Here is a 23,361-nt window from a genome sequence, read left to right as displayed (position 1 = left end):
GGACGATTCCGCACGGCCGAATCAGTAGCGTTTCCCCTGTCCCGGCGCGGCCTTTCGTGAACCGGGTTCTGTCATGGAGGAGTATTCGATGCGCAAGGTCGGGGGAACCGCGGCGGTGCTCGCGGCTTGCCTGCTATTGGCGGGCTGCGACGAGGAATCGGAGGCGGATCCGGCACCGAGCAGCGCACCGGTCAGCCAGGCCGCGTTCACCGGGGCGAAGAAAATCACCGTCGACGGCAAATCGGTGAACGTGTCCTGTTCGGGAAAGCTAGAAAAAGGCAAACCGGTAGTCGTTCTGCTACACGGCGGCGGCGACGCACTGGACAAATTCGCCAGCCTCCAGGAAACGCTCGGCAAGAAGAACCGGGTGTGCTCCTACGACCGGCTCGGCGCGGGCGGCAGCGACCAGCCCGCCGGTCCGCAGACCTTCGAGACCACCGGAAAGGTGCTGACCGGCGTCCTCGGCCAGCTTGCCGCGGACTCGCCGGTCGTGCTGGCCGGACATTCGCTCGGCGGGCTGATCGCCGCCCGCTACGCACCCGAACACCAGGACAAGGTCAAGGGCCTCGTGCTGCTGGACGCCACCTCGCCGACGCAGAACGCCGATCTGGCCAGGGAAATCCCGGCCGACGCCACCGGGGACGCGGCCGATCTCCGCGCGCAGACCATAGCGGTCTTCAAAGGCGAAAGCCCGGAAAAGCTGGTCGTCGCCGACGCCGACGTGAAATCCGCCGGGGACATTCCGGTCGAGGTGATCAAGCACGGACAGCAATACCTGGCACAACTTCCGCAGTACGGCCCGGGCTTGGAACGAGCGTGGACCGAAGGCCAGGAAAAATGGCTCGCGATCTCCAGCCGCAGCAGACTGACCGTTGCGAAAACCAGCGGCCACTACATTTACGTGGACCAGCCGGACCTCGCCGTGCGGGAAATCGAGGACGTCGCCGCGCGAGCCGCGGGCTAATCGACCAGCCCGTGCCGATAAGCGTAAACGACCGCCTGCACTCGGTCACGGACGCCGAGTTTGGCGAGCATTCGCGAAACGTAAGTCTTCACTGTCTCCTGGCTGAGCACGAGCGTCGCGGCGATTTCGCTGTTGGAAAGGCCTTCCGCGACCAGGCGGAGGACTTCCAGCTCGCGCGGGGCCAGCGGGAGGTCACCCGGATCCGCGGCAGCGGGGCGGATCCGGGTGGCGTACCGGCCGACGAGCTGGCGCGTCACCTCGGGATCCAGCAGCGCCGCGCCGGCCGCGACGGTCCGGATCCCGTCCAGCAGCTGGTCCGGCGGAGCGTCCTTGAGCAGGAACCCGGCGGCCCCGGCGCGCAACGCCTGGTAGACGTTCTCGTCGAGGTTGAAGTTGGTCACCACCAGCACTTTCACCGGTGCCGCGACGTCGGGGCCGGCCAGCAGCCGGGTCGCGGTGATGCCGTCGAGCACCGGCATCCGCACGTCCATCACGACGACGTCCGGGCTCAGCTCGCGGGCCAGCTTGACCGCGGCCTGCCCGTCACCGCATTCGCCGACGACCTCCAGGTCCGGCTGCGCGTCGATGATCGTCACCAGGCCGGTCCGGACCAGCACCTGGTCGTCGGCCACGAGGACCCGCAACGGCGCGCTCACGCCGGAATCCGGGCCCGGACGCAGAACCCGCCGTCCTCGCCGCGGCCCGCGCTGAAGTCGCCGCCGACGTCGTCCACCCGATCCCGGAGCCCAGCCAGCCCGCGCCCGCTGCCGCCGACGACCAGGTCGGTCTCACTGTCAGTACGGACTTCCACGGTGATGTCCTCCTCGCCGTGCCGCACCCGCACCGACGTCGGGCTGCCGTGTGCGTGCTTGAGCGCGTTGGTCAGCGCCTCCTGCACGACCCGGTACGCCACCGGCGCCGCTCCCGATTCCGCCGGAGTGCCCACCTCGGTGAACTCCACCGGCTGCCCCGCTCGCCGCGTCCGCTCGACCAACGTGTCCAGCCCGAGGTCCGGCGGGGCGCCGGGATTGAGCACGTCGAGCAGATTCCGCAGCTCAGCGATGGCCTGCCGCCCGGTGCCGGTGACTGCGGCGAGCGTCTGGTCGAGCCGGTCGCCGGTGAGGTAGCGCGCCGATTCGGTCTGCACGACCATCGCCGTCACGTGATGGGTCACGACGTCGTGCAGCTCGCGCGCGATCCGCGCCCGTTCGGCCGCACGCGTTTCCGCAGCGACCCGACGACGCCGTTCGACCTCCGCTGCGCGGGTCGAGCGCAGCCACGCCCCGATCCCCCACACGACGACCAGCGACAGGTAGAACGCGACCACTCCCGCCGCCGGTTCACCGCCGCCACGCAGCGGAAACGCGGCCACGAACAGCAGATACGCCACCGTGAACCCGATCGCCGCCGCGCGCCTTCCCCGGTCCGCCCGCCAACCGGCGTTCAGCACCGCGACCGGCAACGCCGAACCGGCGAACGAGTGGTAGCCGCACAGCTGGTCGATCGCGAACCCGGCCGTCACCAGCGCGAGCACCGCGATCGGCCACCGGCGGGCTGCCGCGAGCGACAACGACTGCAGCGCGACCGCCGCGACCGCCAGCGCGTCGAACGGCCGCGACGGCAACCCGCCGAACTGCGTCCCGAACGTCTGCAGCGAGGGGAGCAGCGACCCGGCGAAGAACGCCAGTCCGAGCAGGGGGAACCACACCGCGTGCCGAGATGCCGAGACCCGCCGGAGGTTGATCACCCGGCGAGTGTATTCGGGACGAACAGGACGCCGGACCCGATCATGCGGCACCATGGACGGCGGGGCACGAGTCCTGCCCTGGTTCAGGCTGATTCGCGACCGGTTCGATCAGCCTCGGCCTTTGTTGGCCACCCACTCGTCCCTGGTCAGCGCGTACTCGACTTCGCCGTGTTCGGTGCCTGGCAACGGATCGTCGAAGTGGACGTGGAACGTGCGGACGTAAGTCAGCCCGGACCGTTCCATCACCCGGCGCGACGGGGTGTTCACCGCCATCGTCTGGGCCCATACCCGCCGCGTGCCGAGTTCAGTGAATCCTTTGTGGATCACCGCCCGCGCGCCTTCCGTCGCGTAGCCGCGACCCCAGGCTTTCGCCATCAGCCGGTAGCCGAGTTCCAGCTCCGCGGTGCTGCCGTCCTCCGGTGGATCGAGCGAAATCCAGCCGATGAACTCGCCGGTCTCCCGCTCGATCGCCGCCCACCGTCCGGCCGGTCCGTTGTGGTAATCCCGGAGGATGGCGGGGAGGATCTTGTGCTCGACCTCGGCACGGGGCGTCGGCTCGCCGGTCAGGAACCGCATGACCCGCGGGTCGCTGTCGAGCTCGACCAGGTTCTCGATGTCGTCTTCGGTGAATCGCCGCAACAGCAACCGATCCGTCTCCAGGAACGTCACCGGCCCGCCAATCCGGCCGCCGCCGCGAGCCGGTCGCGCGATTCCAGCAATTGGGTCTTGAGCTTCGGCAGATCAACCCCCAGCAGCTTCCCGTTCCGCTTAACCGCCTTTCCCCCAACGAAGACGCTGTCCACCAACCCTGGATGCGCGGCGGTGACCACTGTGGACACCGGATCGTTGACCGGAAACACCGACAGGTCCTCCGCGTCGATGAGCACCAGGTCAGCGTCCTTCCCCACGCTGATGCTTCCCGTCCGATCCTCTCGCCCGCAAGTCCGGGCACCGTCCACAGTGGCGAACTCCAGCAGATCTCGCGCGACCAGGCTGCCGTCGAGACCGCGCTGTGCCGCGAACGCCGTACGCATAGCCGAAAACATGTCACCTCCCACTGACGGACAGTCGTCAATCGACAACGACGGCCGGATCCCGGCGGCCAGCAGACGTCCGGTTTCCGGCCACCCGAACCCCATTTTGAGCTCGACGTCCGGGCTGACCGTCACCGAACAGCCCGCGTCCGCGAGGATCGCCAACTGCTCGTCGGTGAGGCCGTTGCCATGAACGATTGTCGTCCGGTCGTCAAGCAGTTTTCGTTCGCGCATCTCGGGAATCGAGTCGCGAACCGCGCGGTGGATGTGCACGCTCACCCTGAGCCCGAGCTCCCGCGCCAACGCGACGTCGGAGGCCGTAGTGTCCATTGTGGTCAACATCGGCCCACGCAGCCCGAACGCCATTTCGTCGCCGGTCAGTCGGTTCCGCACTCGCGCGGTGTCGGCAGGCTCCAGCGCGCTGTAACAGAAGATCGACCTTCCGGGAGCCTCCTGAAGCGCGTCGATCGCCGCGTCGGCGTTCTCCGGCCGGTCAGAGCAGTGGAACCAGTCGAGCATCGTCGTCACACCCGAATTGAGCGCTTCGAGCCGCCCCAGCAGATTGCCGACATACACATCCTCCGGCCGGTAGTGCGGCCTCAGCTTCTCGTGCATCGTCTCGCGGTATTCGGCGAACGTCCAGTCCGCACCGATCCCCCGAAACGCCGTCTGCCAGGTGTGCCGATGAGTATCCACGAACCCAGGCAGGACGATCTTGCCCGCCGCGTCCACGACCTCAGCGTCGGCTTCGAGCGCGGTGCCGACCGCCGCGATCCGCCCGTTCTCGATCAGCACGTCGCCACGCGGGAGATCCCCGACCTCCGGATCGAGACTGACCACAGTGCCGTTCCGCAGCAACGTCCGCATGAACCCTCCCCAAAGTTGATGCATCAACTCTAGGGCGGGTCGAGTTGATGAGTCAACTGCCGAGGTACGCTCCCTGCCCATGACGCCCGACGACTGGGAGCTGTGGAACGCCTGGGTGCGCGCCCAACGCCTGCTCACCCGCGAGCTGGACCGCGGACTGCAGCGCGACTGCGGCATTTCGAAGGCCGAGTTCAGCGTCCTCGTGACCCTGTGGCGAACCCCCGGCCATGAGGCGCGCGTCGCCGACTTGGTCGAGGCCCTCGGCTGGGAAAAGAGCCGCCTCTCGCACCAGCTGACGAGAATGGAATCGCGCGACCTGGTCACCCCGACCCGCAGCGGCCCCAGCGGCCGGCGCACCGGAATCAGCTTCACCGCGCACGGCCGGTCGATCATTCAGGACGCCTTGGTGATCCACGGCAACAACATCCGCCGCCACTTCCTGGACGAGCTGACCCCCTCGCAGGCCGCCGCGATCCGGTCCTGGGCCGAACAAACGATCGAGCGTATCGAGCCAGCCGGCTGACCGGACGCTACCGTGTTCCGAAGATGAGTACAGGTATCCGAAAGGTTGATGCCATGAGCGACGCACCGGGCAAAGCAGCGTCGCCGGCCGCGGACCGGACGCTGACCGTGCTGGAAGCCCTCGTACGGGCCGAGGAACCGTTGACGCTGACCGCACTCGCCAAGGCTGCCGGGGTGCCGCTCGCCACCTGCGCCTCTATCGCTTACACGCTGGAGCAGCGGGGGTATGCCGTGCGGCGAGTCGTCGGCCGGAGCCACTTCTGGCGCCCCACGCTGCGGCTTTACGGGCTGGCCATCGAGTTGGTCCGGAAGGTCGATCTGCCGTCCATCGTCCAGGCCGACCTGCGGCGTCTTGCGGAGAGCCTGGGGATGCCTGCGCATGTGGGGATCTTGGAGGATGCTTCGGTCGTTTATGTGGCTAAGGCTTCTACGCCTGGGTTCGTCCAGTTCGATACTTATCGGGGGAAGGTTGCTCCGTTCGACCTGACTGCGTTGGGGCGGGCGATCGCTGCGCATCTGCCGGAGGCTGAGTTGAAGCCGTTGTTGTCCCGCCTTTCGCTCGGGGCTGGGCCGAAGGCTGCTGCGCCGGATGCTGGTCAGTTTCTGGCTTTGCTGGCGAAGGTGCGGGCGGATGGGTATGCGATTGAGAGCGAGGAGGAGCAGGCGGAGATCGCTTGCCTTGCTGCGCCGTTCTTTGACGCCGAGGGTGCTGTCGCTGGGGCCGTTGGGGTGACGGGGTTTGCGCGGCAGTTGGTTGGGGAGAAGCGGAAGGCCGCGGTGCGGGGTGTGGTGCAGGTGGGACAGGAGGTCTCGCGGCGGCTGGGGTTTGCAGTGTAAGGCACGTCGGTCCCGCACAATCTATCTCGACGAATCTATCCGCCTCAGGAGCGGCGCAGATTACTCAGGCCCAGCGCCAAGAAGACGTCAACCATTATCGCCTGCCGCATGCAGCCTAGTACGGATAGCCGCGCGGTCGCAACTTACACAATACGCAACGGGACAAGCTCACCCCAAGCTATCTCATCTCTCATTACAGCTCTCGAATGAACTTATTTTCTATGACCAAGCGGTCGATGCAAGACAAAACGTCCTCACCGAGCTCGCCGAACGCATCATCGAATCCGCCAAACCAGTGACCATTCCTCCCAAGCAGTAGAACCAGGTATCCATTACTAGCCTCCCCGACAGGCACCAAGGTCGTTTTAGCACGATCGGCGTAACCCGCAACCCACCTTGGGTCAAAACTCTCAAGCAATCGAGCCGCCGAGAAACGCATCCCATCCGGAAAGCCACTGACCCTTTTCCATCGCATACTAATTCCCGAGTACTCCCGAAGAAAGTTAATCGCTTCAGGAAACACCTCAAGACCGGCCTCAGCCAAAGAACGCAGATCGTCTGAAATGTCCACATCACGACCAAGAGTCCAGCCAGCTTGTCTCAATAAGTCAATCGAAGGCCGCTCGTTCATTTGTCTCCATATAGCCAACGTACACAATTTTCACAAGGCGGTCTTAGTACGCCATCGTTCGTATGAACAGAAACAACTTCCAGATCCTCAAGCTTAGCACCATGCGAAATCGCCGCCGAGCATGCCGCCACCTCTCCACAGTTCCGCACCGGCCACGGTTCACGACTCTCTCCAGGCAGCCGTTCGGCCAGCTCTCGAGGAACGAACACCTTGGGGTTTCCACTTGTACCGATCCAGACCTGACCAGTCGTCCGATCCACTGCCGCCGTTGTCACCCGAGGTGTCGCACTCCTGGAGAGCCCTAATCCCATTAGCTCCGATGCCGCAGCCCGCGCCGATTCCAGTGCTCCCGGTATCCCAGCCGCCGCTTTTCCAGCCTTTCCAATTCCACCCAAACCGGCACCGAGCGCCAGGAGAAACTCTCCAGCAAGAGCGCTTCCGGAACTGTGCTCGCATTCCGCCGCATTGATAATACAGTAGGTAGCGGCAATGAATTTGGCACCCTGTACGTCACTCTTGTTCTCTCGCAGATATTCTGCAGCCTTCTGACATCCAGTTAACCCAAAGCAGCTTCTCTTCACCTCACCCTTGGCGCCAGTATAGGCGGGATCCCACCACGAACCGACAAATTCTGCCCCCTTCAGATCGTCGAGAACTTCCTCAGATTTTTCCGTTTCGGGAGAATTCTTCTTAACCCATTCTTTTCGCGTCTTGTACTGTTCCCACCAGACAGCCTGACTTACCGCCCAACTCTTTTCCTCAGCAGTGGGCGGAGCACACCCCTTGTCTTGAACTCCAACCCCAGAGCAATTGATCGAAGTATCCCGCGGCTCGTGGCCATCGAGTTCTACCCGTCCGACGGGGTTCCCGCCAGTGAAAGCGTATCGACTTCCAGTGAACGGGTCAGTAGTCAAATTGAGGTCGCCAAGTGCCCCGTTGTACGAGTCACGCGTCAGGAAGGTGTTGCGACCAGGGCTGTAGTGCCGGAACCCCATGTCGTAGTTACGAGTAGCCGGGTCGTAGCGCTTCCCGTTGAACCGATACAGGTTGTAAGCCTGCGCCGAAGGATCCTGCGGCTTGGGCTTGTCAATCCCGGTAAACGACTGCTTGTCGTCACTCCCGTAAGCCGTATAACCGTAAGTCGCCTTCGTATCGCCCTTATCCGTAGTAAGAGTCTCGACGTCCGTATGCGGGTTATACCCGTACTGAGTCGTCTCCTTGCCACCGTCACCGGTCTGCTTGGTCTGCGACAACCGCTGCCCGTTAGGGCTGTACTGATAAGACTTGTCCAGCTTCCCGGCAAGCTTCTCGTTCAAGACATTGGAAGACAGGCCGAGATAAGCGAAATCAGTGGTCTTGCCGCCCTCGGTCTTGGCGAGCGTCCGGTCCAACGGGTCGTACGCATACGTCGTCGTGACCCGCTCGGTCGCGCTGCCTTCCTTGAGCTTCTGGTACTCCGCAATGCGATCGAAGCCGTCGTACCGGTACTTCTCCAACAACGTCCCGTCCACAGTCACGTTGTCCAGGCGGCCGAACGGGTCGTAGGTATGAGTGCTGGTGTTCTTGTCGATCGACGACGTGACCAGCCGGTTGCGGTCGTAGGTGTACTTGGTGGTCTTCCCGTCGATCGTCTGCTCGATGACGTTGTTGTTCGCGTCGTGCAGGTACTTCTCGACACCGAGGGTGGCACCCGAAGGCTCGGTCTTGGTCGATGAGCGGAGCCGGTCCCGTGGGTCGTAAGCGAACGTGCGGGTGTTGTCCAGATAAGCGCCGTGGTTGTCCGCGTTCATCGTGTGTTGCGTGTCGTGCGCGGGGTTGCCGTTGGCGTCGTAGTCGCGGGTGTGTTCGCTGACGATCGTGCCGTCGGGCTTGCGTTCGACCTCGTGCCGCAGCGCGCCGTCCGGGAAGTACTCGGACTGGAGCTGGTTGCCGTTCGCCTTGGTTTCGAGCAGTTTCTGGGCTCGGGGTGTGTAGGTGTAGGTCGTGTTCTGCGGGGTGCCGCCGGTGTCGGTGTTGGTGGCCTTCTCGACCAGGTCTCGGACGTCGTACTCGTAGACCGAGTGCTGGTCGTCGTGGTCACGGGTCTTCGGGTTGCCGTTGGGGTCGTAGCTGTAGCTGGTGGTCTTGGCTACGGCGCCCTTGAGCTTTTCCTGGACCTGCTGGATCTGGTTCAGCCCGTTGTACGCGATCGCGTAGTTGTCGATCTTGGCGTTCGGGCTCGAATCGGTGATGTCGACCAGATTGTTGTTCGGGTCGTAGCGGTAGCCGAACGTTTTCTGCTGGGCCGGACCGGTTTCGCCGCTGCCGTCGCGGACGATCTTCACCGCGTCCGCGGCTACGACGCCGTTGGCCTTGTCCGACAGCGTGACCTTGCGCGGCTGGCCTTCGGTGAGACCGTACGAGCCGAGGCTGACCCACTGGCCGGGTTGCTGGGTCTGGTCAACGGTCTTGGTCGTGCTGCCGCCGTCGTGATCGATGGTGTAAGTGGCGTTGGTGGCGGTGGCGGCCTTGGGATAGCGGACGAAGATCTCGTACGTCCCGGTGCGCGGCGCGTCGAGGTTCCAGGCGACCGTGTCGGTGCCGGTGCCGGGGTTGTGCCGCCGGTAGTCGAACCCTTCGTAGTCGGGGTTCGGGTCGGCTCCGCCGGTGCCCCAGGTGCCGGTGACGATGGCGGCGGGGTCGCTGTTGTCGATCACCCGCACGTCCCGGCCGATCGGGACGCCGTCGTCGGAGCGCGACTTCAGCTTTCCGTCTGGGTAGAACGACCACGCCATGGTGCGGCTCATGGATCCGCCGGCCGCGGTGAGGGTGCGGGCGGTCTGCTTGCCGAGCTGGTCGTAGTCGTAGGTGGTGGTGATGTTCCACGGGTCGACGCTGGAGCGGAGCCAGCCGGTGTCGAAGTAGCTGGTGCGGGTGACGTTGCGGAAGTTCTGGCCGTTGGACGGCGGCGCGCTGACTTCGGTGAGCCGGCCGACCTCGTCGTAGGTGTAGGTCGTCTTGTCCGGCGTCTTGACGCGTTCGTCGTTGACGTCGAACGGGGTCTGCTGTTCGATCGGGCGGTTCAGCTTGTCGTAGACGGTGACCGCGGCGAAGTTGTCGGTGTTGCCGGCGATCTCGGTGCCGCGCGGGGAAATGACCTTGGTCTTGTTGCCGACCTCGTCGTACTCGAAGCGGGTCTTGCGGTAGACGGGATTGCCCGACGCGTCCTTCGCGCGCGGCACCCACTGCTCCTCGACCATGGCGCGGGCGTCGAGTTTGAGCACCGAGGTGTTCTGCTCGGCGTCGGTAGCCTCGACGATATTGCCGTCCCGGTCGTACTTCCGGCCCGTGGTGAATCCCGCGGCGTCGGTGACGGTCTTGACGCGGTGGTTCAGGTCGTAGGCGTACTTCGTCGTGTACGCCTTGGGGTCGTGCGTCGCGGTCTTGCGCGGGTCGACCACGGTGGTGAGGTTGCCGACGTTGTCGTAGTCGTACGTGGCCCGGTTGCCGCTGGCGTCGACGGTGGCGATGACCCGGTTGAGCTGGTCGTATTCGCGGGTGGTGGTGAAGTCGCCGGGGTCGGGCGTCAGGGTGCCCTTCGGATCGGTTTGCCGCAGCAGGTTCCCGACGTTGTCGTAGTCGTAAGTGGTGGTCTTGTCGGGATCACCGGCGTCGTCCTTGGGGGCGCTGACCGCGGCGATCTCGTCAGTGGGCCGGTAGGCGGCCGAGGTAACCGCGCCGTTGGCCGCCGTCGTTTTGACGACGTTGTCGTTCGAGTCGTATTGCGCGCCGGGGGTGAAGATGAAGTCGCCCTTGTCGGCGTCCTTGGGCGCCTTGGACGACAGCGGCCTGCCGAAGAGGTCGTAGGTGTACTCGCTGACCTTCTTGCGCGCGTCCATTGTGGACAGCACGTTGCCCGTCGCGTCGAACTTGGTCAGGGTGTCATGGCCGTACGCGTCGGTGATCCGGCGCGGCGAGCCGATGGGGTCGTAATCCCCGAAGGTCGTGGTGTTGTTGTTGGCGTCGGTGACGGTCAGCAGCTGGCCATAGCTGTCGTAGCTGCTCAGGGTGGTGTAGTGGCCGGAAGCGGGATCTCCGCTGCCCTTGGGGTCGGTGACGGCGACCAGGTTTCCGCGGTCGTCGTAGGTGAACAGCCACTTGCGGCCTTCAGGGGTGATCTTCTCGGTCAGGTCGGCGACGCGGCCGCCCAGCCCGGTCCGGTAGTTCAGCGCGGTGGGCGGGGTTTTGTTCGCGTTGGCCTCGGCGTCGGCGATGCTCTTCGGGTAGCCGGTGACCGGGTCGTATTCCCAGGTGGCGACGGCTTTGCCACCGTTCTCGGCCAGGCGGCGGACGTTGTTGTCGGCGTCCCAGGTCAGTTCGGTGGTCTGGTTCTTCGCGTTGGTCAGCTTCGTCGGGCGGCCGTAGCCGTCGATGAGCGTGTCGGACGCGTGGCCGTTGGCGTCGGTCACGATCGAGTCGACCGCCGAACTGTGGTCCGGATCCGGGTAGCGGTAGTCGAAGCCGGTGTCTTTCCCGGCCCGGTTCGTCAGCGTCCGCGTCTTCCATTTGCGGGCCGGATCGTCGTAATAGGACAGTCCGGTGGAATTGCCGCGCGGGTCGGTGACCGAGATCAGCTTCGCGTTTTTGTTCAGCAGCGCGTTGTTGTAGAAGAAGGTAAACGTCTTGTGCTGATCGGTGCCCGCGCCGTCGGTGATCTCCTGCAGCAGGCCGCGGTCGCTGTAGACGAACTCGATGCGGCGTCCGGAGATATCGGTGATCGCCTTGAGCTGGTTGGCGATCTTCCCGTTGGCCAGGTTGACGCCGTGATGCTTCTTGTCGCCGGTGAAGTAGTCGTAGTCCGGGTCGCCGTTCTGGAAATACTCGAAGTTCAGGGTCCGGCGGCCGGTGGCGTCGGTGAGGTATTTCAGGACGCCGGTGTTGTGGTTGTTGACGCACGAGCGTTCATAGGTGAACTGGAGCTCGTTGCCGTTCTTGTCGACGGTGGCGCTCTGGTAGCCGTCGCTGTCGAACACGAGCTGGGTACGGTCCGGCCGTGTCATCACCCACGTGCGGTTCGGGTCGCTGCTCCCAGTGCGCTGCAGATAGAGATGGACGCCGGCGGGCTTGTCGTAGTCCCACAGCCGCGGGTCAGGGCTGTCGTGCTTGTTCAGCGCGAACTGGTGGCTGGTGCCGTCCCCGTCGGTCAGCACGATCTTCGCCGGATACCCCGCCCCGCCCCAGCCGTAGAACTCCAGCGGGGTGCCCAATCTGGCCAGGGTCGAGGCGGAGAGGGACCAGCCGGAGCCGATGTAGGAGTTGGACGTGTCCTGGGCGTTGTAGGTCATCCGCAGGAACGTCGCCAGGCCGCGACTCGGATTGCTCAGCGCGTTGTAGGACCACACCGCGTTGCCCGCGAACTGGTTGACCATCAGCGTCGAGCCGGCTCCGGTGTTGCCGCCGGAGTAGGAGTAGAACTTCTCCAGGCCCAGCTGGTCCGACTTCGGATCGTCGATCGTGATGTTCTGCGCCAGCGACGGGATCTTCGTCGTTTCCGACAGCCACTTCCCGGTCGTCCGGTTCCGCAGGTCCCACTTCAGCACGAACGCTTCGCGTTTGTTGCCGAGGTCGAACGGGGTCGCTGTCTTCACCTTCGCGTCGACCGCGAGCACGCCGTCGGGCGCGAGGTCCTTGGGCAGCGGCGTCTCGACCCGGTTGCCGGGGCCGGTCACGTCGGTGCCGTCGGGCAGTTCCCAGTGGTAGGACAACGCGTAATCGGCTGCGGGCCAGGCCGCGCCGGTGGTGTTGGTGAGGGTGACCGGGACGGTGTACTCGTCGCCGGGGATCATCCGGTCCGGCGTGGTCGGCGCGTAGTAGGTGCTTTCCGCGGTCTGTTCGGTGTAGACCACGGTCAGTTTCGGGCGCAGGCGCGGCTCGGCGGCCTCGCTGCTGAGGAAAAGGGTGCGCTCCTGCGGATTGGCCTCGTCGGCGAGCTTCACCAGCGCGCCGTGGTTGCTCGCCGGATCGTTGACCCACCGCTGTGCCAGACCGGTCACGCCGAGGACGCGCAGGGCCGGGTCGTTGGTGACTCCGGTGGTGGTCCCGGCGACGGCCGGGTCGAAGTCGCCGCCGGGAGTCGACCAGGCGCGACCGGCGCTCGCCTTGTTCCAGGTGGCGCTGCCCTGGTCGAAATCCTTCGTGAGCCCGTGTGCTTCATAGCTGCCGGTGCCCACCGGCGTGCCGCCGACGTAGGTGAAACCCCAGAGGCTGAGCTCCGCGTTCTGCACCCGCGCGCCGGACGGAATCCCGCCCAGATCCGGGAATTTCACCACGCCGCGGGTCGCGCCGAAGGTGCCGGAGTTGTTGCCGACCGACAGCCACGGCTCGCCGGTCAGCTTGTCGTGCGGCTGGTCGGGTTGCTTGCTGGCCAGGGTGGTGTCGGCGGCGTTGCCCTGGAGGACTTTGACGACCTGGCCCGCTTTGGGCAGCCGCACCAGCTGCGTCGCGGACGGGATCAGCTGGCCGTCGCGTGTTTTGGCCGCGACGACGTAGTAGAAGGCGTTGCCGAACGGCTGCGGGTCGTCGGCCTTGGTCGGCTGCGCGGTGGTGTCGGCGTAGCTGGCGGTGCCGGGGCGCAGCGGGGCGACCAGCGTCGCCGCCGTCGGGGTGAACTGCTGGAATACCGAACGGTGGACCTGGTACTCGACCAGGTCGTTCCCGGGATAGGCGGACCAGGTCAGGTTCGCGCCGGTAGCGCGGATCGTCGTCGGCGCGTCGAGCGCGGGACCAGGCTTTCCGTAGGTGAGCAGCAGTCGCGGGGTCTGCTCGGTCGCGCCGTTGTAGGCATACTCGGCGGCCTCGTAGCGCGGACCGCCCATGCCCCGGGTCTCGTCAGCGGCTTTGAGCAGGAAACCGTGGTTGGGCTGGGTGCCGTCCAGCCAGCTTTGGACGGTGGAACGCACGCTGAAGCTGTGCCACACATTGGCCTTGTCGGCCTTCTTGACCTGAGTGCCGGGTTTGGTCAGGCGTACGGCGTCGGCCACGACCTCCTTGCCCGCCACCCCGCCGAGCACGACTTTGTGCCCGGTGCCTGCTTTGAACGGCCAGGTGCCCAGCGATTTCCACCCGCCGGGGGCCGAGGCGGTCTGGTCCACCGGCACGGTCTGCTGCCCGCCGTTGTAGTACACGGTGTACGGCGCGCCGGACGCCCGGTTCGCTCCGGGCACGTAATGCACCTCGACCTGGTAGTCGCCGTCCTCGGTGAGGCGGGGAACCCAGGTGTAGTCGCCGCCGCGGCTGCCGACCCGGTAACTGTGGCCGACCGCCTGTTCGGCGTCGCCGGTATCGACCGTGCGCCACTCGCCGTTCGCGGCGGTGCGGCCGGGTTCGCCGTCGTCGACGCTGTCCTGGTTCTGGCCCACCTCCGCGAAAGCGGCCGCGGCGGAGTTCCAAGTCGCGGTGCTCGCCGTCCACGGCTGGGTCGCCCGGTGCGCTTCCACGGTGACGTCGTTGGCGCCAGTCGTGTGGTCCTGGTCGTAGTACACCTGCAGCTGCGCCGAATCCAGCCGCGTGCCGGCCGGAATGTTCGCGAGGTCGAACTTCAGCAAGCTGCGCGCGGCACCGGAGTTCGTGGCGCCGACCGACAACCGCCAGCTGCCGTCGTGGTTGGCGTCCGGCTCGTCGGAGGTCACCATCGTGTCCTGCGCCTGGGTGGCGGTGGGCTGGATCTTGATGGTCGGGTCGATCACCACCGGGTACACGCGTTCCTTGGCACGCAGCCATTCCTGGTCCGCGGTCACCGTGATCGTGAACCGGTTGCCCTCGGCGCGAACCGTCTGGGCGACCTTGCCGCTCCACGACTTCCCGTACGGAGAGGCCGCGTCGTCGCGACCGTCCAGCATGAACGGCTTGGCCATGACGAACAGCGGCCCGCCGTCGCGGTCCCCGCCCGCGCGGAAGAAGGCGATCGAACCGTCCTTTTGCTGCTCGGCCTCGACACCGGCCAGGTCCATGGTGAAGCTGTAGCTCGGTGCCTGAGCCGGAGGTTTGGCCAGCACGAGCTTTTCTTTCAACGCGTCCGGAGTCACCTGGTAGACCACATCGGTGCCGGGGAATGCGCCCGGATAGGTGATCGCGGCGCCCTCGACGCGCGGTTCCAGTGAACGTGATTCACCGGCGATACCGAGCCGGATTTCCCGTTCGCCTTGCTTGAAACCGACGAGATGATCCGTTTTTCCCCCGAAAGAACTGTGGAAAGTGTTGTGTTCGTTGCGGTAAGCGAAGCCCTCCGGCGCGGACGTTTTCTCGATCCGGGTGTCGATGTCCTGCCAGTGCCCGGCAGCGTCGCGATAGTGCAGCGGCGTCTGCGACACCTGGAGCTGCGTCCGACCGTCCGACAAGGGAAACGCTTTGGTCGTGAGCGTCCGCTGATCGACCTTTTCGGCCAGCCGCTTCGCTTCGGGTACCGCCTGTCCGACCGGCGCTGATTCGTGGCGGGGCAACGCATCCGCCGGTCCAGGCGGCGACGGGGGGACGCTGCGATGGGAGTGCACCGGCGGGCCCGCGGCCGGACGCGGCGGTAGCGCGGCAGCCACCGGACCGGCGCCGAAAACGGTGCCAGCCGTTACGATAATCGTAAGCGCGCAGCACAACAAAGCGCGTTTGGTCGGCATCTCTGGGTTCCCCCTGCACAATCGCGCCCGAGTCCGCTTGATATGCGACTGACCGGCGACAACGCCAGCCATCCCCTCTGGGCGGCGAACACCGCAATCGACGGTACAACCGCGTGATCACGTCCTCAATAGGCCGGATGGTCCAGCTTGGACAATCGCGGCGGGATAGACCGATCGAGCGGTATTCGCTACATTCGAGCCACTCAGTCATGCAATCGCATGGTCCACGGAGGGGGAGGCCGGGATGAGCACTATTCCGCGTGCGAAAATAATGTTTCTCACCGCGGCGGCGGCCGCGGCGCTGCTCGCCGTCGCGCCCAGTGCGGAGGCGAGTCCGGACGCGAGTTCGCTGGGGCTGCCCGCCTACTCCGATCTGGTCGCCGACGAGGCGAACCACCACGTGTTCGTGAGCGGCGGCAAGACGAGCAACGGCGTCGTCGTCACCGACTTCGGCGGCCGGGTGCGCAAGACCGTCGACGGACAGTTCGGCGCGTCCGGTCTCGTACTCTCCGCCGACGGCCGCACGTTGTACGTCGCGCTCGCGTCCGGCGACGCGATCTCCGCGATCGACACCACCACGCTCGCCGAAACCGCCCGCTACCCCACCGGCGCCCAGACCTGTCCGGCGCATCTCGCGCGCACCGGCAACGTCGTGTGGTTCGGCTACGGCTGCGAGGAATCCTGGAACGGCGGCATCGGCAAGCTCGACACCGCCGCCACCCCGCCCGCCGTCACCCTCGACTTGCAGGGCGCGAACGTCCGATTCCACCACGCGCCGCTGGTCGCATCCCAGACCGGGGACGCCGGACCGCTCGTGGCGGGGCAGGCGGAACTCAGCCAATCGTCGGTCTACGTCTATGCCGTCGCTGCGGGCAAACTCGAGTCCCGCGCGTCCGGTGCGGTCGTCGGCAGCGACCTGGCCGACCTCACGCTCTCTCCTGACGGCACCACCATCTACACCGCCTCGGGCTCCCGCGACGCAGTCGAGGCCTTCAACAGCAAGGACCTCACGCGCGCCGGCGCGTATCGCACCGGGCAGTATCCGAATTCCGTCGCTGCTTCGGCGGACGGCAAGTACCTCGCGAGCGGCGTCCGCAACCCGCGCGATGACGTCTACGTCTACAAGGTGGGCGGCAGCGCGCCAGTAGCCACGGTGGATGCGACCAGCGACGGCGTCCTCGCGCCGCGAGGGCTGGCGTGGGCCGCGGACGGCGAGCGGTTGTTCGCCATCACCCGGCCTGCCAATGGGGCGGAGCCCGCGTTGCGGGTGCTCAAGGATCCGGCTGACCGGTAAGCCTTCTCCGCACGTCCACGGCCCGGCCGCGGCTCCAGCTGCGGTCGGGTCGCTTCTTGCCGTCCGGTCAACGGCATTGCTTCTGCTCCCCCGATCGACTATCTTCCTAAATGAGGAAGACTTCTACGAAATACCGGAAGATAAGCCAACCGGAGTATCGGGGAGACGTCGTGGGCGCACTGCTGCGCTGGGCGGAGGCCGACCGCGCCGCGGTGCGGGGTGTGCTTTCCGAGGCGCTCGTCTTGGTGCCCATCGGCGCGACCGAGCAGCATGGGCCGCATTTGCCTACTGGGACGGACGCGTTTCTCGCGGCTGCCGCTTGCGAGCGCGCGGCTGAGATCGCGGCACTGCGGGCCGAGCGGGCATTGTTGCTTGCGCCGCCTATTCCGTACGGGGCTTCTGATCATCACCTTCCCTTCAACGGCACGCTTTCTCTGTCGGCGCAGACCTTGTTGCATGTGCTTGACGATTTAGCACGGTCGATCGCGGTGCAGGGCGGGAAGCGGATGGTTGTGGTCAATGGGCACGGGGGCAACGTTGGGGTTTGCCACGCCTTCGCTGGTGCCGCGTCGACTCGGCATGGGCTTGCGGTGGCGCATACCGATTATTGGCGGGCACTCGAGGCTGAGGACATCGTTCCTGGGCATGCTGGCGAGTTCGAGACGTCGATGATGCTGGCGGTCCGCAGAGAGCTGGTTCAGGAGCGGGCGGACCGGGAGAAGCCTCAGCAGACGCGAGTGTCTGATGTGGACATCCATTCTGGACAGGTTTGGCGGGAGATTGACGGGTATACCGACCAACCCGCGTTAGCCACGGAGAGCCAGGGCCACCGGTGGTTCGAGAGGATCACCAACGGGCTCGCGGACCGGTTCGTGGCGCTGGCGAAGGTGTCGTGAAGCCGATGATCGTGGACGTCCACACTCACACTCCGACCCACCGGTCCGCGGTGCCGGAGGACGAGTTGCGCGTTTACGAGGGGTGGCGTACCGACCGGGCCGTGGTCACCACTAATTCCTGGGACGACTACGACAAAGCCACTGCGGCGGCTGATCTGTCCATTGTGTTCAACATCGCGGTCGAGAAGCCCGAAGAAGCCACGGGGTTGCCGTATCGGCCAGAGGACACCAATACCGCCACGGCGGCGTTCGCGGCGGACGATCCCGAGCGGCGGATCGGGTTCATGTCGGTGAATCCGACTGCGCCCGACGTGTTCGATGAGGCTGACCGGTGTCGTGAACTGGGACTGGTCGGGGTGAAGCTCGGGCCGAACTATCAGAATTTCGATCCGCTGTCGCAGCCCGCGTTGGATTTCTACGGTTACTGCGAGCGGAACGGGTTGCCGATCTTGTTTCATCAGGGGGCCTCGCCGATTCGGCAGGCACCGCTCCGGTACACGTACCCGCTGGTCACGGACGAGGTCGCGTTGCAGTTCCCGGAACTCCGGATTGTCATGGCGCACATGGGACATCCGTGGGGGCGCGAGACTGTGGTGACCATCCGCAAGCATCCGCACGTCTACGCCGATGTCTCGTCGATTTACCTCCGGCCTTGGGTTTGTTACGAATCACTGCTCGCGGCGCAGGAGTGGGGTGTGCCGCACAAGCTGTTGCTGGGGTCGGATTTTCCCATCGCCACTACCGCGGAGGCGATGGCGGGCATACGGCGGGTCAATGACATCGTCGAGGGCACGGCGTTGCCCAAGATTTCCGCGGAGCTGATCGAGGGAGTCATTCACGCGGACGCGGTTGCTGCGCTTGGCCTCGAGAGGAACCCGTGATGACGCCGATCCGGGGAGTCTCTCCCGTGCTCGAAGTGCCTTTCACTGACGACGGCGAGATCGATGTTTCCGGCTTTCGGCGGGTGGTCCGGCACGTGCTCGGGACCGGGGTCGGCAGCGTGATGTTTCCGGGGTTCGCGTCGGAGTTCTACAAGTTGGCGGAAGACGAGAGGCAGACGCTCACTCAGGTGCTGCTGGCGGAAACCGCGCTGCAGCCGGACGTCTTGGCCATCGTCGCGGTTCAGGATCATGCGACGCGGCTTGCGGTGAAGCGGGCTGCCGAAGCGGTGGACGCGGGCGCTGATTTGATCAATCTTTTGCCGCCGCATTATCTGCAACCGTCCAGGAAAGCGCTGGTCAAGCATATTCGGGAGGTGCTTGACGCGGTGGATCCGACTCCGGTGGTGGTGCAATACGCACCCGCGGAGACCGGCACCCGGCTTGATGCGGACATGCTTCGCAAGATCGCGGCCAAGCACGCCAATCTGCGGCTGGTCAAGGTGGAGTCCAGCCCACCGGGGCCGTTGATCGCCGAGTTGGCTGCTGGGGATCCGCCGATTCCGGCTGTCGAGGGGTACGCGGGGGTGCAGTTGCCCGACGCGATCCGGCGGGGTGCGGTCGGGACGCAGCCTGGGTGTTCGTTCACCGAGATTTACGTGGAGATCTGGCGGCGGTTCGAGAGCGGTGACGACGCGGGCGGGGACGAGTTGCATCGCAGGCTGCTCCCCTATATCTCTTACTGGATGCTCGACACTGAGCGGATTATCGCGACGGAGAAGCTGATCTCGGTACGCCGCGGGCTGTTCGCCAGCCCGTACTGCCGCGCGCCCGCGCACCGGCTCGACGCCGAGGACATCCGGTTGATCGACCGGTTTCTCGCGGAGTTCCGTGAGTTCCTGTGAATACGGTCGAAGACATCGAGGTCGTCGCGATCAGTCCGGTCGTGCGGCCGGAACTCGTCGTGGCCGGGGCTCGCGGGACGCATGATCATTCCGACTTCTTGCTGGTCCGGGTGACCACTTCGGACGGTGCGACCGGGATAGGCGAGGTCAGCGCGACGCTTCAGTGGAGCGGCGAAGACGCTGGTACCGCGGAGTATCTCATCAGAAAGGCCCTTGCTCCGGCGATCCTCGGCCAGCCGCTCGTCCCGGTCGCCGGCCTTGAGCGGCGCATGGACCACGCGGCGACCGGTGCGCCGTTCACCAAAGCGGGGATCTCGACAGCGTTGTGGGACGCGTACGCACGCACGCTCAACGTCCCGCTCGCAACCGCTCTCGGTGGTCCATTAAGGACTGAAGTGCCGGTGAAGTGCTCGCTCAGCGGCAGCGGCAAGAGACTCTACGAGGTCTACCAGGCAGCGTACGACGCGGGTTTTCGCAGCTATAAACTGAAGATCGGCTTCGATCCTGAAGAGGATGCCTCCAGGCTCGCAGAGGCCCGCGCGCTCGTCGGGGCGGACACGTTCCTCGGTCTCGACGCGAACGGAGGCTACCGGCCTGCGGACGCAGCGAGGGCGATTGAGTTGATGCGCGACCAAGACCCAGCGTTTCTCGAACAGCCAGTGGCACCCGGGGATCTCACCGGGATGCGCAACCTACGCGGGCGCGGTCTATCCATTGTGGCTGATGAAAGTGTGTTCGGTACTGACGATCTCGTGTCCGTGATCCGGGCCGAAGCAGCAGACGCGGTCAGCCTGTACATCGGCAAAGCGGGCGGACCGGGCCGAGTGGTGTCGATGGCGCACCTCGCGAACGCGTTCGGGATGGACGTCGTGCTCGGGTCCAATGGGGAGCTGGGCATCGGCGCGGCGGCCCAGCTGCACGCGGCCTGTGCCGCACCGGGGCTGTCGACCCGGATTCCCTCCGACATCATCGGCGCGCACTACTACGAGCGCGACATCCTCAAGACCCCGTTGTACAGCGACGGCCACAAGGTCCGGCTCGGCGACGCGCCAGGCCTGGGCGTCGAGGTAGCCGACGACATCGCTGCTGGGTTCAGGAGCGTCCGATGAACCGGTCGAGCACGTTCGCGGTCACTGCCGAGACGCCGTCGTCCACCAGCACCGACGACGACCAGGCGATCGAGCCGACCGAGAACACCTCGCCGCCGCTGGCCGTGGTGTAGCAAGCGATCTCGCCGCCGCCGTCACCGGGGTTGAGGCCGCGCGCGAGTACATGAGTCCCTTGTGGACTGTGGGGACCAGTCTTGTCGGTTTCGTGGCCGGAAGCACCGCCGGGGCATCGTTCATGGAGGCTCCGCACGCCGAACCAGCCCCCTTTGTCCAATCCGGTGCCGCGGAAAGCCCAGTGACCGGGGTCGATCACCTCGTACGGCGCGCCGGTCATCGCGCCCGCGCTGGTGAAGACCACGCCGAACAGCTCCGAAGTCGGCCGGAACGTCCGGTGCATCCGGCTCTCATACGGACCGGCCTCGATGGCCTGGGTACGGAATTGCAGCGCGTCCGCGGTGAAGGCCACCTCGCAGTCGGCGACATTGCCGCCGAAGTTGGCCAGCTTTCCGCCGCGATCGTGCACCCAGGAGTAGACCGTGGAGTACATCTCGCGGGACCAATATTCCGGATGCGTGCTCAGGACCAGCACACGGTAGCTGTCCAGCGGCAGGGTGCCGTCGTGCAGGTGTGCGTCGGAATAGAGATCGTATTCGTAGCCGTTGCGTTCCAGCCAGCTGAGCAATCGCCATTCCGCGGCGGCCAGGTGACACGGCTGTCTGCCGCGGATCGGGTCCGCTGGCTGATCGGCCGCGCTGAGCTGGTTCAGTGGTTCCGGACGTTCGAAGGACAGTGGCGGGTACGCGTCGTCGGGCAGCGCGTGTTCGCTGAAGCTCGATTCGAGGTAGCGGGGCATTTCCAAGCGGGGCACCAAAACTGGCGCGGACGGCAGTCCGGAAGCGTTGATGTAGTTGCTGCGGCCGCCGAAATTGTTGTAGGCGTTCCAGGTGTTCGTGGAGGCGACGACGGCGATGGGCGCGGTCGGCTGGCGCGGAGCGACCACCCAGGGGAACGAGAACCGAGCCCCGGATTCGCCTTCGACGTGGAAGTAGTACAGACCGCTGCGATCCGGGGCCGTGACGTACTGGCGGTGCGACGGATCGACGTAGCCTTTTTCGTTGAATCGCACGCCGGTTTGCGTGTAGTCGCCGTCGGGTGTCACCTGCACTGTGGCGCGCGGTGCGTGTTCGTCGAACCAGCCGATCAGCGCCGTCTCCTCGGCCGCCGCGCCGTGTCGCCACAGGCTCAGCCGGTACGGCTCAGGGCTGTGGATCCGGAACTCGCCCTCGTCGCCGCTGCGGGCCCATTTCGGCCAGATGTAGCCGAAGATCTGGTCGGACAGCAGCCGGAACTGGTGCGGTTCGCCGGGGCCGAGCGCGACGTCGACGTGTTTGGCTCCGTAGCCGTCTTTGGCGAGGGTGACGCGGTAGTCTCCGGGCGGGACGTCAGCGTGGATCGCGCCGGTCGCGGTGGAGCGGGCGGTCCAGTGCGACCGGCCGTCGCCGATTTCGACGAGCACGTCCGGCAGGGCGAGATAGCGTTCGTCGCTGACATATCCCAGCAAGGTCATACCGTCGCCGATTTCGGTTCAGTGACCGGTTCCGGCAACGGTTGTCCGGCGCGTTCGGGCAGCATCAGCATCGCGACCGCGCTGAGCGCGCAGCCGGCGATCACGTAGATGCCGACGCCCCACACCGCGCCGGTCGCGCCGACCAGCCACGCGCTGAGGTACGGCGCGAATCCGCCGCCGAGCACCGCGGTGAGCTGATATCCCAGGTTGACGCCGGTGACGCGCGAGCGGGTGTCGAACAGTTCGGACAGAATCGTCTGGGACAGCGCGGACATCGCCATCACGAACACCGAGAAGCCCAGCACCATCGCGACCGCCACGAGCACCGGGTTTTTCGTCTCGAAAAGCCAGAACACCGGGAAGATCACCACGGCGAGCCCGACGCAGCCGCCGAGGAACACCGGTTTACGGCCGATCCGGTCCGATAAGGCGCCCCAGGTCGGCGCGAGAATGATCTGTGCACCGGCGGCGACCATTGTCGCGGTGAGTGCCACCGACGCGGGCATGCCGAGATCTTTCTTGACGTACGACGCGCCATACGTGGTGATCACGTAGCCGCCGATGCTGTTGGCGAAACCGAACAGAACGCCGTAGATCAAATTGCGCGGACGGCGCAGTACGGAGACCAACGGAATGCGCTCGCCGGAAGCTTTCTCGCGAGCGCGTTCGAACTCCGGTGTTTCGCCCACGCGCAGCCGGATGACCAAGCCCGCGACCAGCAGCACGAAGCTCAGCAGGAACGGGATCCGCCAGCCCCAGGCCAGGAAATCCCGGTCGGGCAGCGTCGCGAACAACGCCATCAAGCCGGAGGAAATGAGCAGCGCGACGCCCGCCCCGGAAAGGAGCAACGCGCCGTAGAGACCGCGTTTGCGCGGCGGGGCGTGCTCGACGGCCAGCGAGATCGCGCCGCCCATTTCGCCGCCGGTCGAAAACCCCTGCAGCAACCGCAGGATGACGAGCAGAATCGGGGCCGCGACGCCGATCTGGCGGTATCCGGGCAGCGCGCCGATGAGAATCGTGGCGATGCCCATCAGCACGATGGTGAGGATCAGGGCCTTCTTGCGGCCGAACCGGTCCGCGATGTGGCCGATCACGACGCCGCCGACCGGGCGCAGCACGAACCCGACGGCGAAGGTGGCGAACGACGACAGCTGTCCGGTGAGCGGGTCCGCGGACGGGAAGAAGACGGCCGGGAACACGACGGCGGCGGCTAGGCCGAACAGGTAATAGTCGTAGTACTCGAGCAACGTGCCGATACTGGAAGCCAGCACCGCGGACCGGCGCGCCGAACGAGGCGGGGCCGAGCCGGGGCTGTCCGAGTGAGAGCTGTCCGCGCTCATGACGCCCGCACCTCCTGATCCGATGGTGGACCAAGGCCGGTCGACCTCGACCCGACAACCCCCCGAATCACGTATTTCCGAAATACCGTAGATACGTCTTCTATTTCGGAAAGATTAGTCTA

Annotated in this window: 16 protein-coding genes; 8 read left to right on the top strand and 8 right to left on the bottom strand. The window is 65.7% G+C overall.

Going from position 1 to position 23,361, the window contains the following annotated elements:
* Positions 1-88 precede the first annotated feature (88 nt).
* On the top strand, positions 89-964 hold the full coding sequence (locus tag ABZX37_RS26570) for an alpha/beta fold hydrolase (protein ID WP_354743903.1): 876 nt from the start codon (positions 89-91) through the stop codon (positions 962-964).
* Here ABZX37_RS26570 and ABZX37_RS26565 read toward each other — a convergent pair.
* From ABZX37_RS26565 to ABZX37_RS26550, 4 genes are all read right to left on the bottom strand, one after another.
* Positions 961-1,620 (bottom strand): response regulator transcription factor, encoded by a 660-nt coding sequence (locus tag ABZX37_RS26565; protein ID WP_354743902.1) that lies wholly within the window; start codon positions 1,618-1,620, stop codon positions 961-963. The two genes, ABZX37_RS26570 and ABZX37_RS26565, sit on opposite strands and share 4 nt — an antisense overlap.
* Positions 1,617-2,711, bottom strand: coding sequence for a histidine kinase (locus ABZX37_RS26560; RefSeq protein ID WP_354743901.1), 1,095 nt, complete (start codon positions 2,709-2,711; stop codon positions 1,617-1,619). The genes ABZX37_RS26565 and ABZX37_RS26560 overlap by 4 nt, the downstream gene beginning before the upstream one ends.
* Positions 2,712-2,819: 108 nt before the next feature.
* On the bottom strand, positions 2,820-3,380 hold the full coding sequence (locus ABZX37_RS26555; protein WP_354743899.1) for a GNAT family N-acetyltransferase: 561 nt from the start codon (positions 3,378-3,380) through the stop codon (positions 2,820-2,822).
* A complete protein-coding gene (locus tag ABZX37_RS26550; protein WP_354743897.1) occupies positions 3,377-4,612 on the bottom strand; it encodes an amidohydrolase family protein in 1,236 nt (411 codons plus the stop codon). The genes ABZX37_RS26555 and ABZX37_RS26550 overlap by 4 nt, the downstream gene beginning before the upstream one ends.
* Positions 4,613-4,691: 79 nt before the next feature.
* On the opposite strand from ABZX37_RS26550, the gene ABZX37_RS26545 reads away from it, so the two are divergent.
* On the top strand, positions 4,692-5,135 hold the full coding sequence (locus ABZX37_RS26545; protein ID WP_354743895.1) for a MarR family winged helix-turn-helix transcriptional regulator: 444 nt from the start codon (positions 4,692-4,694) through the stop codon (positions 5,133-5,135).
* Positions 5,136-5,188: 53 nt separating this feature from the next.
* Positions 5,189-5,971, top strand: coding sequence for an IclR family transcriptional regulator (locus ABZX37_RS26540; protein ID WP_354743893.1), 783 nt, complete (start codon positions 5,189-5,191; stop codon positions 5,969-5,971).
* Positions 5,972-6,164: 193 nt separating this feature from the next.
* On the opposite strand, the gene ABZX37_RS26535 is transcribed toward ABZX37_RS26540, so the two are convergent.
* Both ABZX37_RS26535 and ABZX37_RS26530 read right to left on the bottom strand, forming a co-directional pair.
* The gene (locus ABZX37_RS26535; protein WP_354743891.1) at positions 6,165-6,602 is read right to left on the bottom strand and encodes an SUKH-3 domain-containing protein; all 438 of its coding nucleotides are present in this window, start codon (positions 6,600-6,602) and stop codon (positions 6,165-6,167) included.
* Positions 6,599-14,950 carry a DNRLRE domain-containing protein gene (locus tag ABZX37_RS26530; protein ID WP_354743889.1) on the bottom strand — a complete coding sequence of 2,784 codons (8,352 nt, stop codon included), beginning with the start codon at positions 14,948-14,950 and terminating at the stop codon, positions 6,599-6,601. The genes ABZX37_RS26535 and ABZX37_RS26530 overlap by 4 nt, the downstream gene beginning before the upstream one ends.
* 544 nt (positions 14,951-15,494) lie before the next feature.
* Between ABZX37_RS26530 and ABZX37_RS26525 the strand changes: the two genes are divergently transcribed.
* The 5 genes from ABZX37_RS26525 to ABZX37_RS26505 all read left to right on the top strand — a co-directional run bounded on the left by ABZX37_RS26525 (position 15,495) and on the right by ABZX37_RS26505 (position 20,332).
* Entirely contained in the window at positions 15,495-16,544 is a 1,050-nt protein-coding gene (locus ABZX37_RS26525; protein ID WP_354743887.1) for a hypothetical protein, read from the top strand.
* Between the two features lie 170 nt (positions 16,545-16,714).
* Entirely contained in the window at positions 16,715-17,440 is a 726-nt protein-coding gene (locus ABZX37_RS26520) for a creatininase family protein (RefSeq protein WP_354743885.1), read from the top strand.
* A 5-nt stretch (positions 17,441-17,445) separates the two neighbouring features.
* The gene (locus tag ABZX37_RS26515) at positions 17,446-18,321 is read left to right on the top strand and encodes an amidohydrolase family protein (protein ID WP_354743883.1); all 876 of its coding nucleotides are present in this window, start codon (positions 17,446-17,448) and stop codon (positions 18,319-18,321) included.
* Positions 18,321-19,223 carry a dihydrodipicolinate synthase family protein gene (locus ABZX37_RS26510; protein ID WP_354743881.1) on the top strand — a complete coding sequence of 301 codons (903 nt, stop codon included), beginning with the start codon at positions 18,321-18,323 and terminating at the stop codon, positions 19,221-19,223. The genes ABZX37_RS26515 and ABZX37_RS26510 overlap by 1 nt, the downstream gene beginning before the upstream one ends.
* Entirely contained in the window at positions 19,220-20,332 is a 1,113-nt protein-coding gene (locus ABZX37_RS26505) for an enolase C-terminal domain-like protein (protein ID WP_354743879.1), read from the top strand. Before ABZX37_RS26510 ends, ABZX37_RS26505 begins: the two co-directional genes overlap by 4 nt.
* Here ABZX37_RS26505 and ABZX37_RS26500 read toward each other — a convergent pair.
* Entirely contained in the window at positions 20,316-21,899 is a 1,584-nt protein-coding gene (locus ABZX37_RS26500; protein WP_354743877.1) for a carboxypeptidase-like regulatory domain-containing protein, read from the bottom strand. The genes ABZX37_RS26505 and ABZX37_RS26500 overlap by 17 nt on opposite strands.
* A complete protein-coding gene (locus ABZX37_RS26495) occupies positions 21,896-23,239 on the bottom strand; it encodes an MFS transporter (protein ID WP_354743875.1) in 1,344 nt (447 codons plus the stop codon). Before ABZX37_RS26495 ends, ABZX37_RS26500 begins: the two co-directional genes overlap by 4 nt.
* Positions 23,240-23,361: the final 122 nt, after the last annotated feature.

The organism is Amycolatopsis sp. NPDC004079, assembly GCF_040610415.1.
Lineage (GTDB): Bacteria > Actinomycetota > Actinomycetes > Mycobacteriales > Pseudonocardiaceae > Amycolatopsis > Amycolatopsis halotolerans.
Note: the sequence above shows the minus strand (reverse complement) of the source record. Positions and strands in the feature narration are given on the sequence as shown.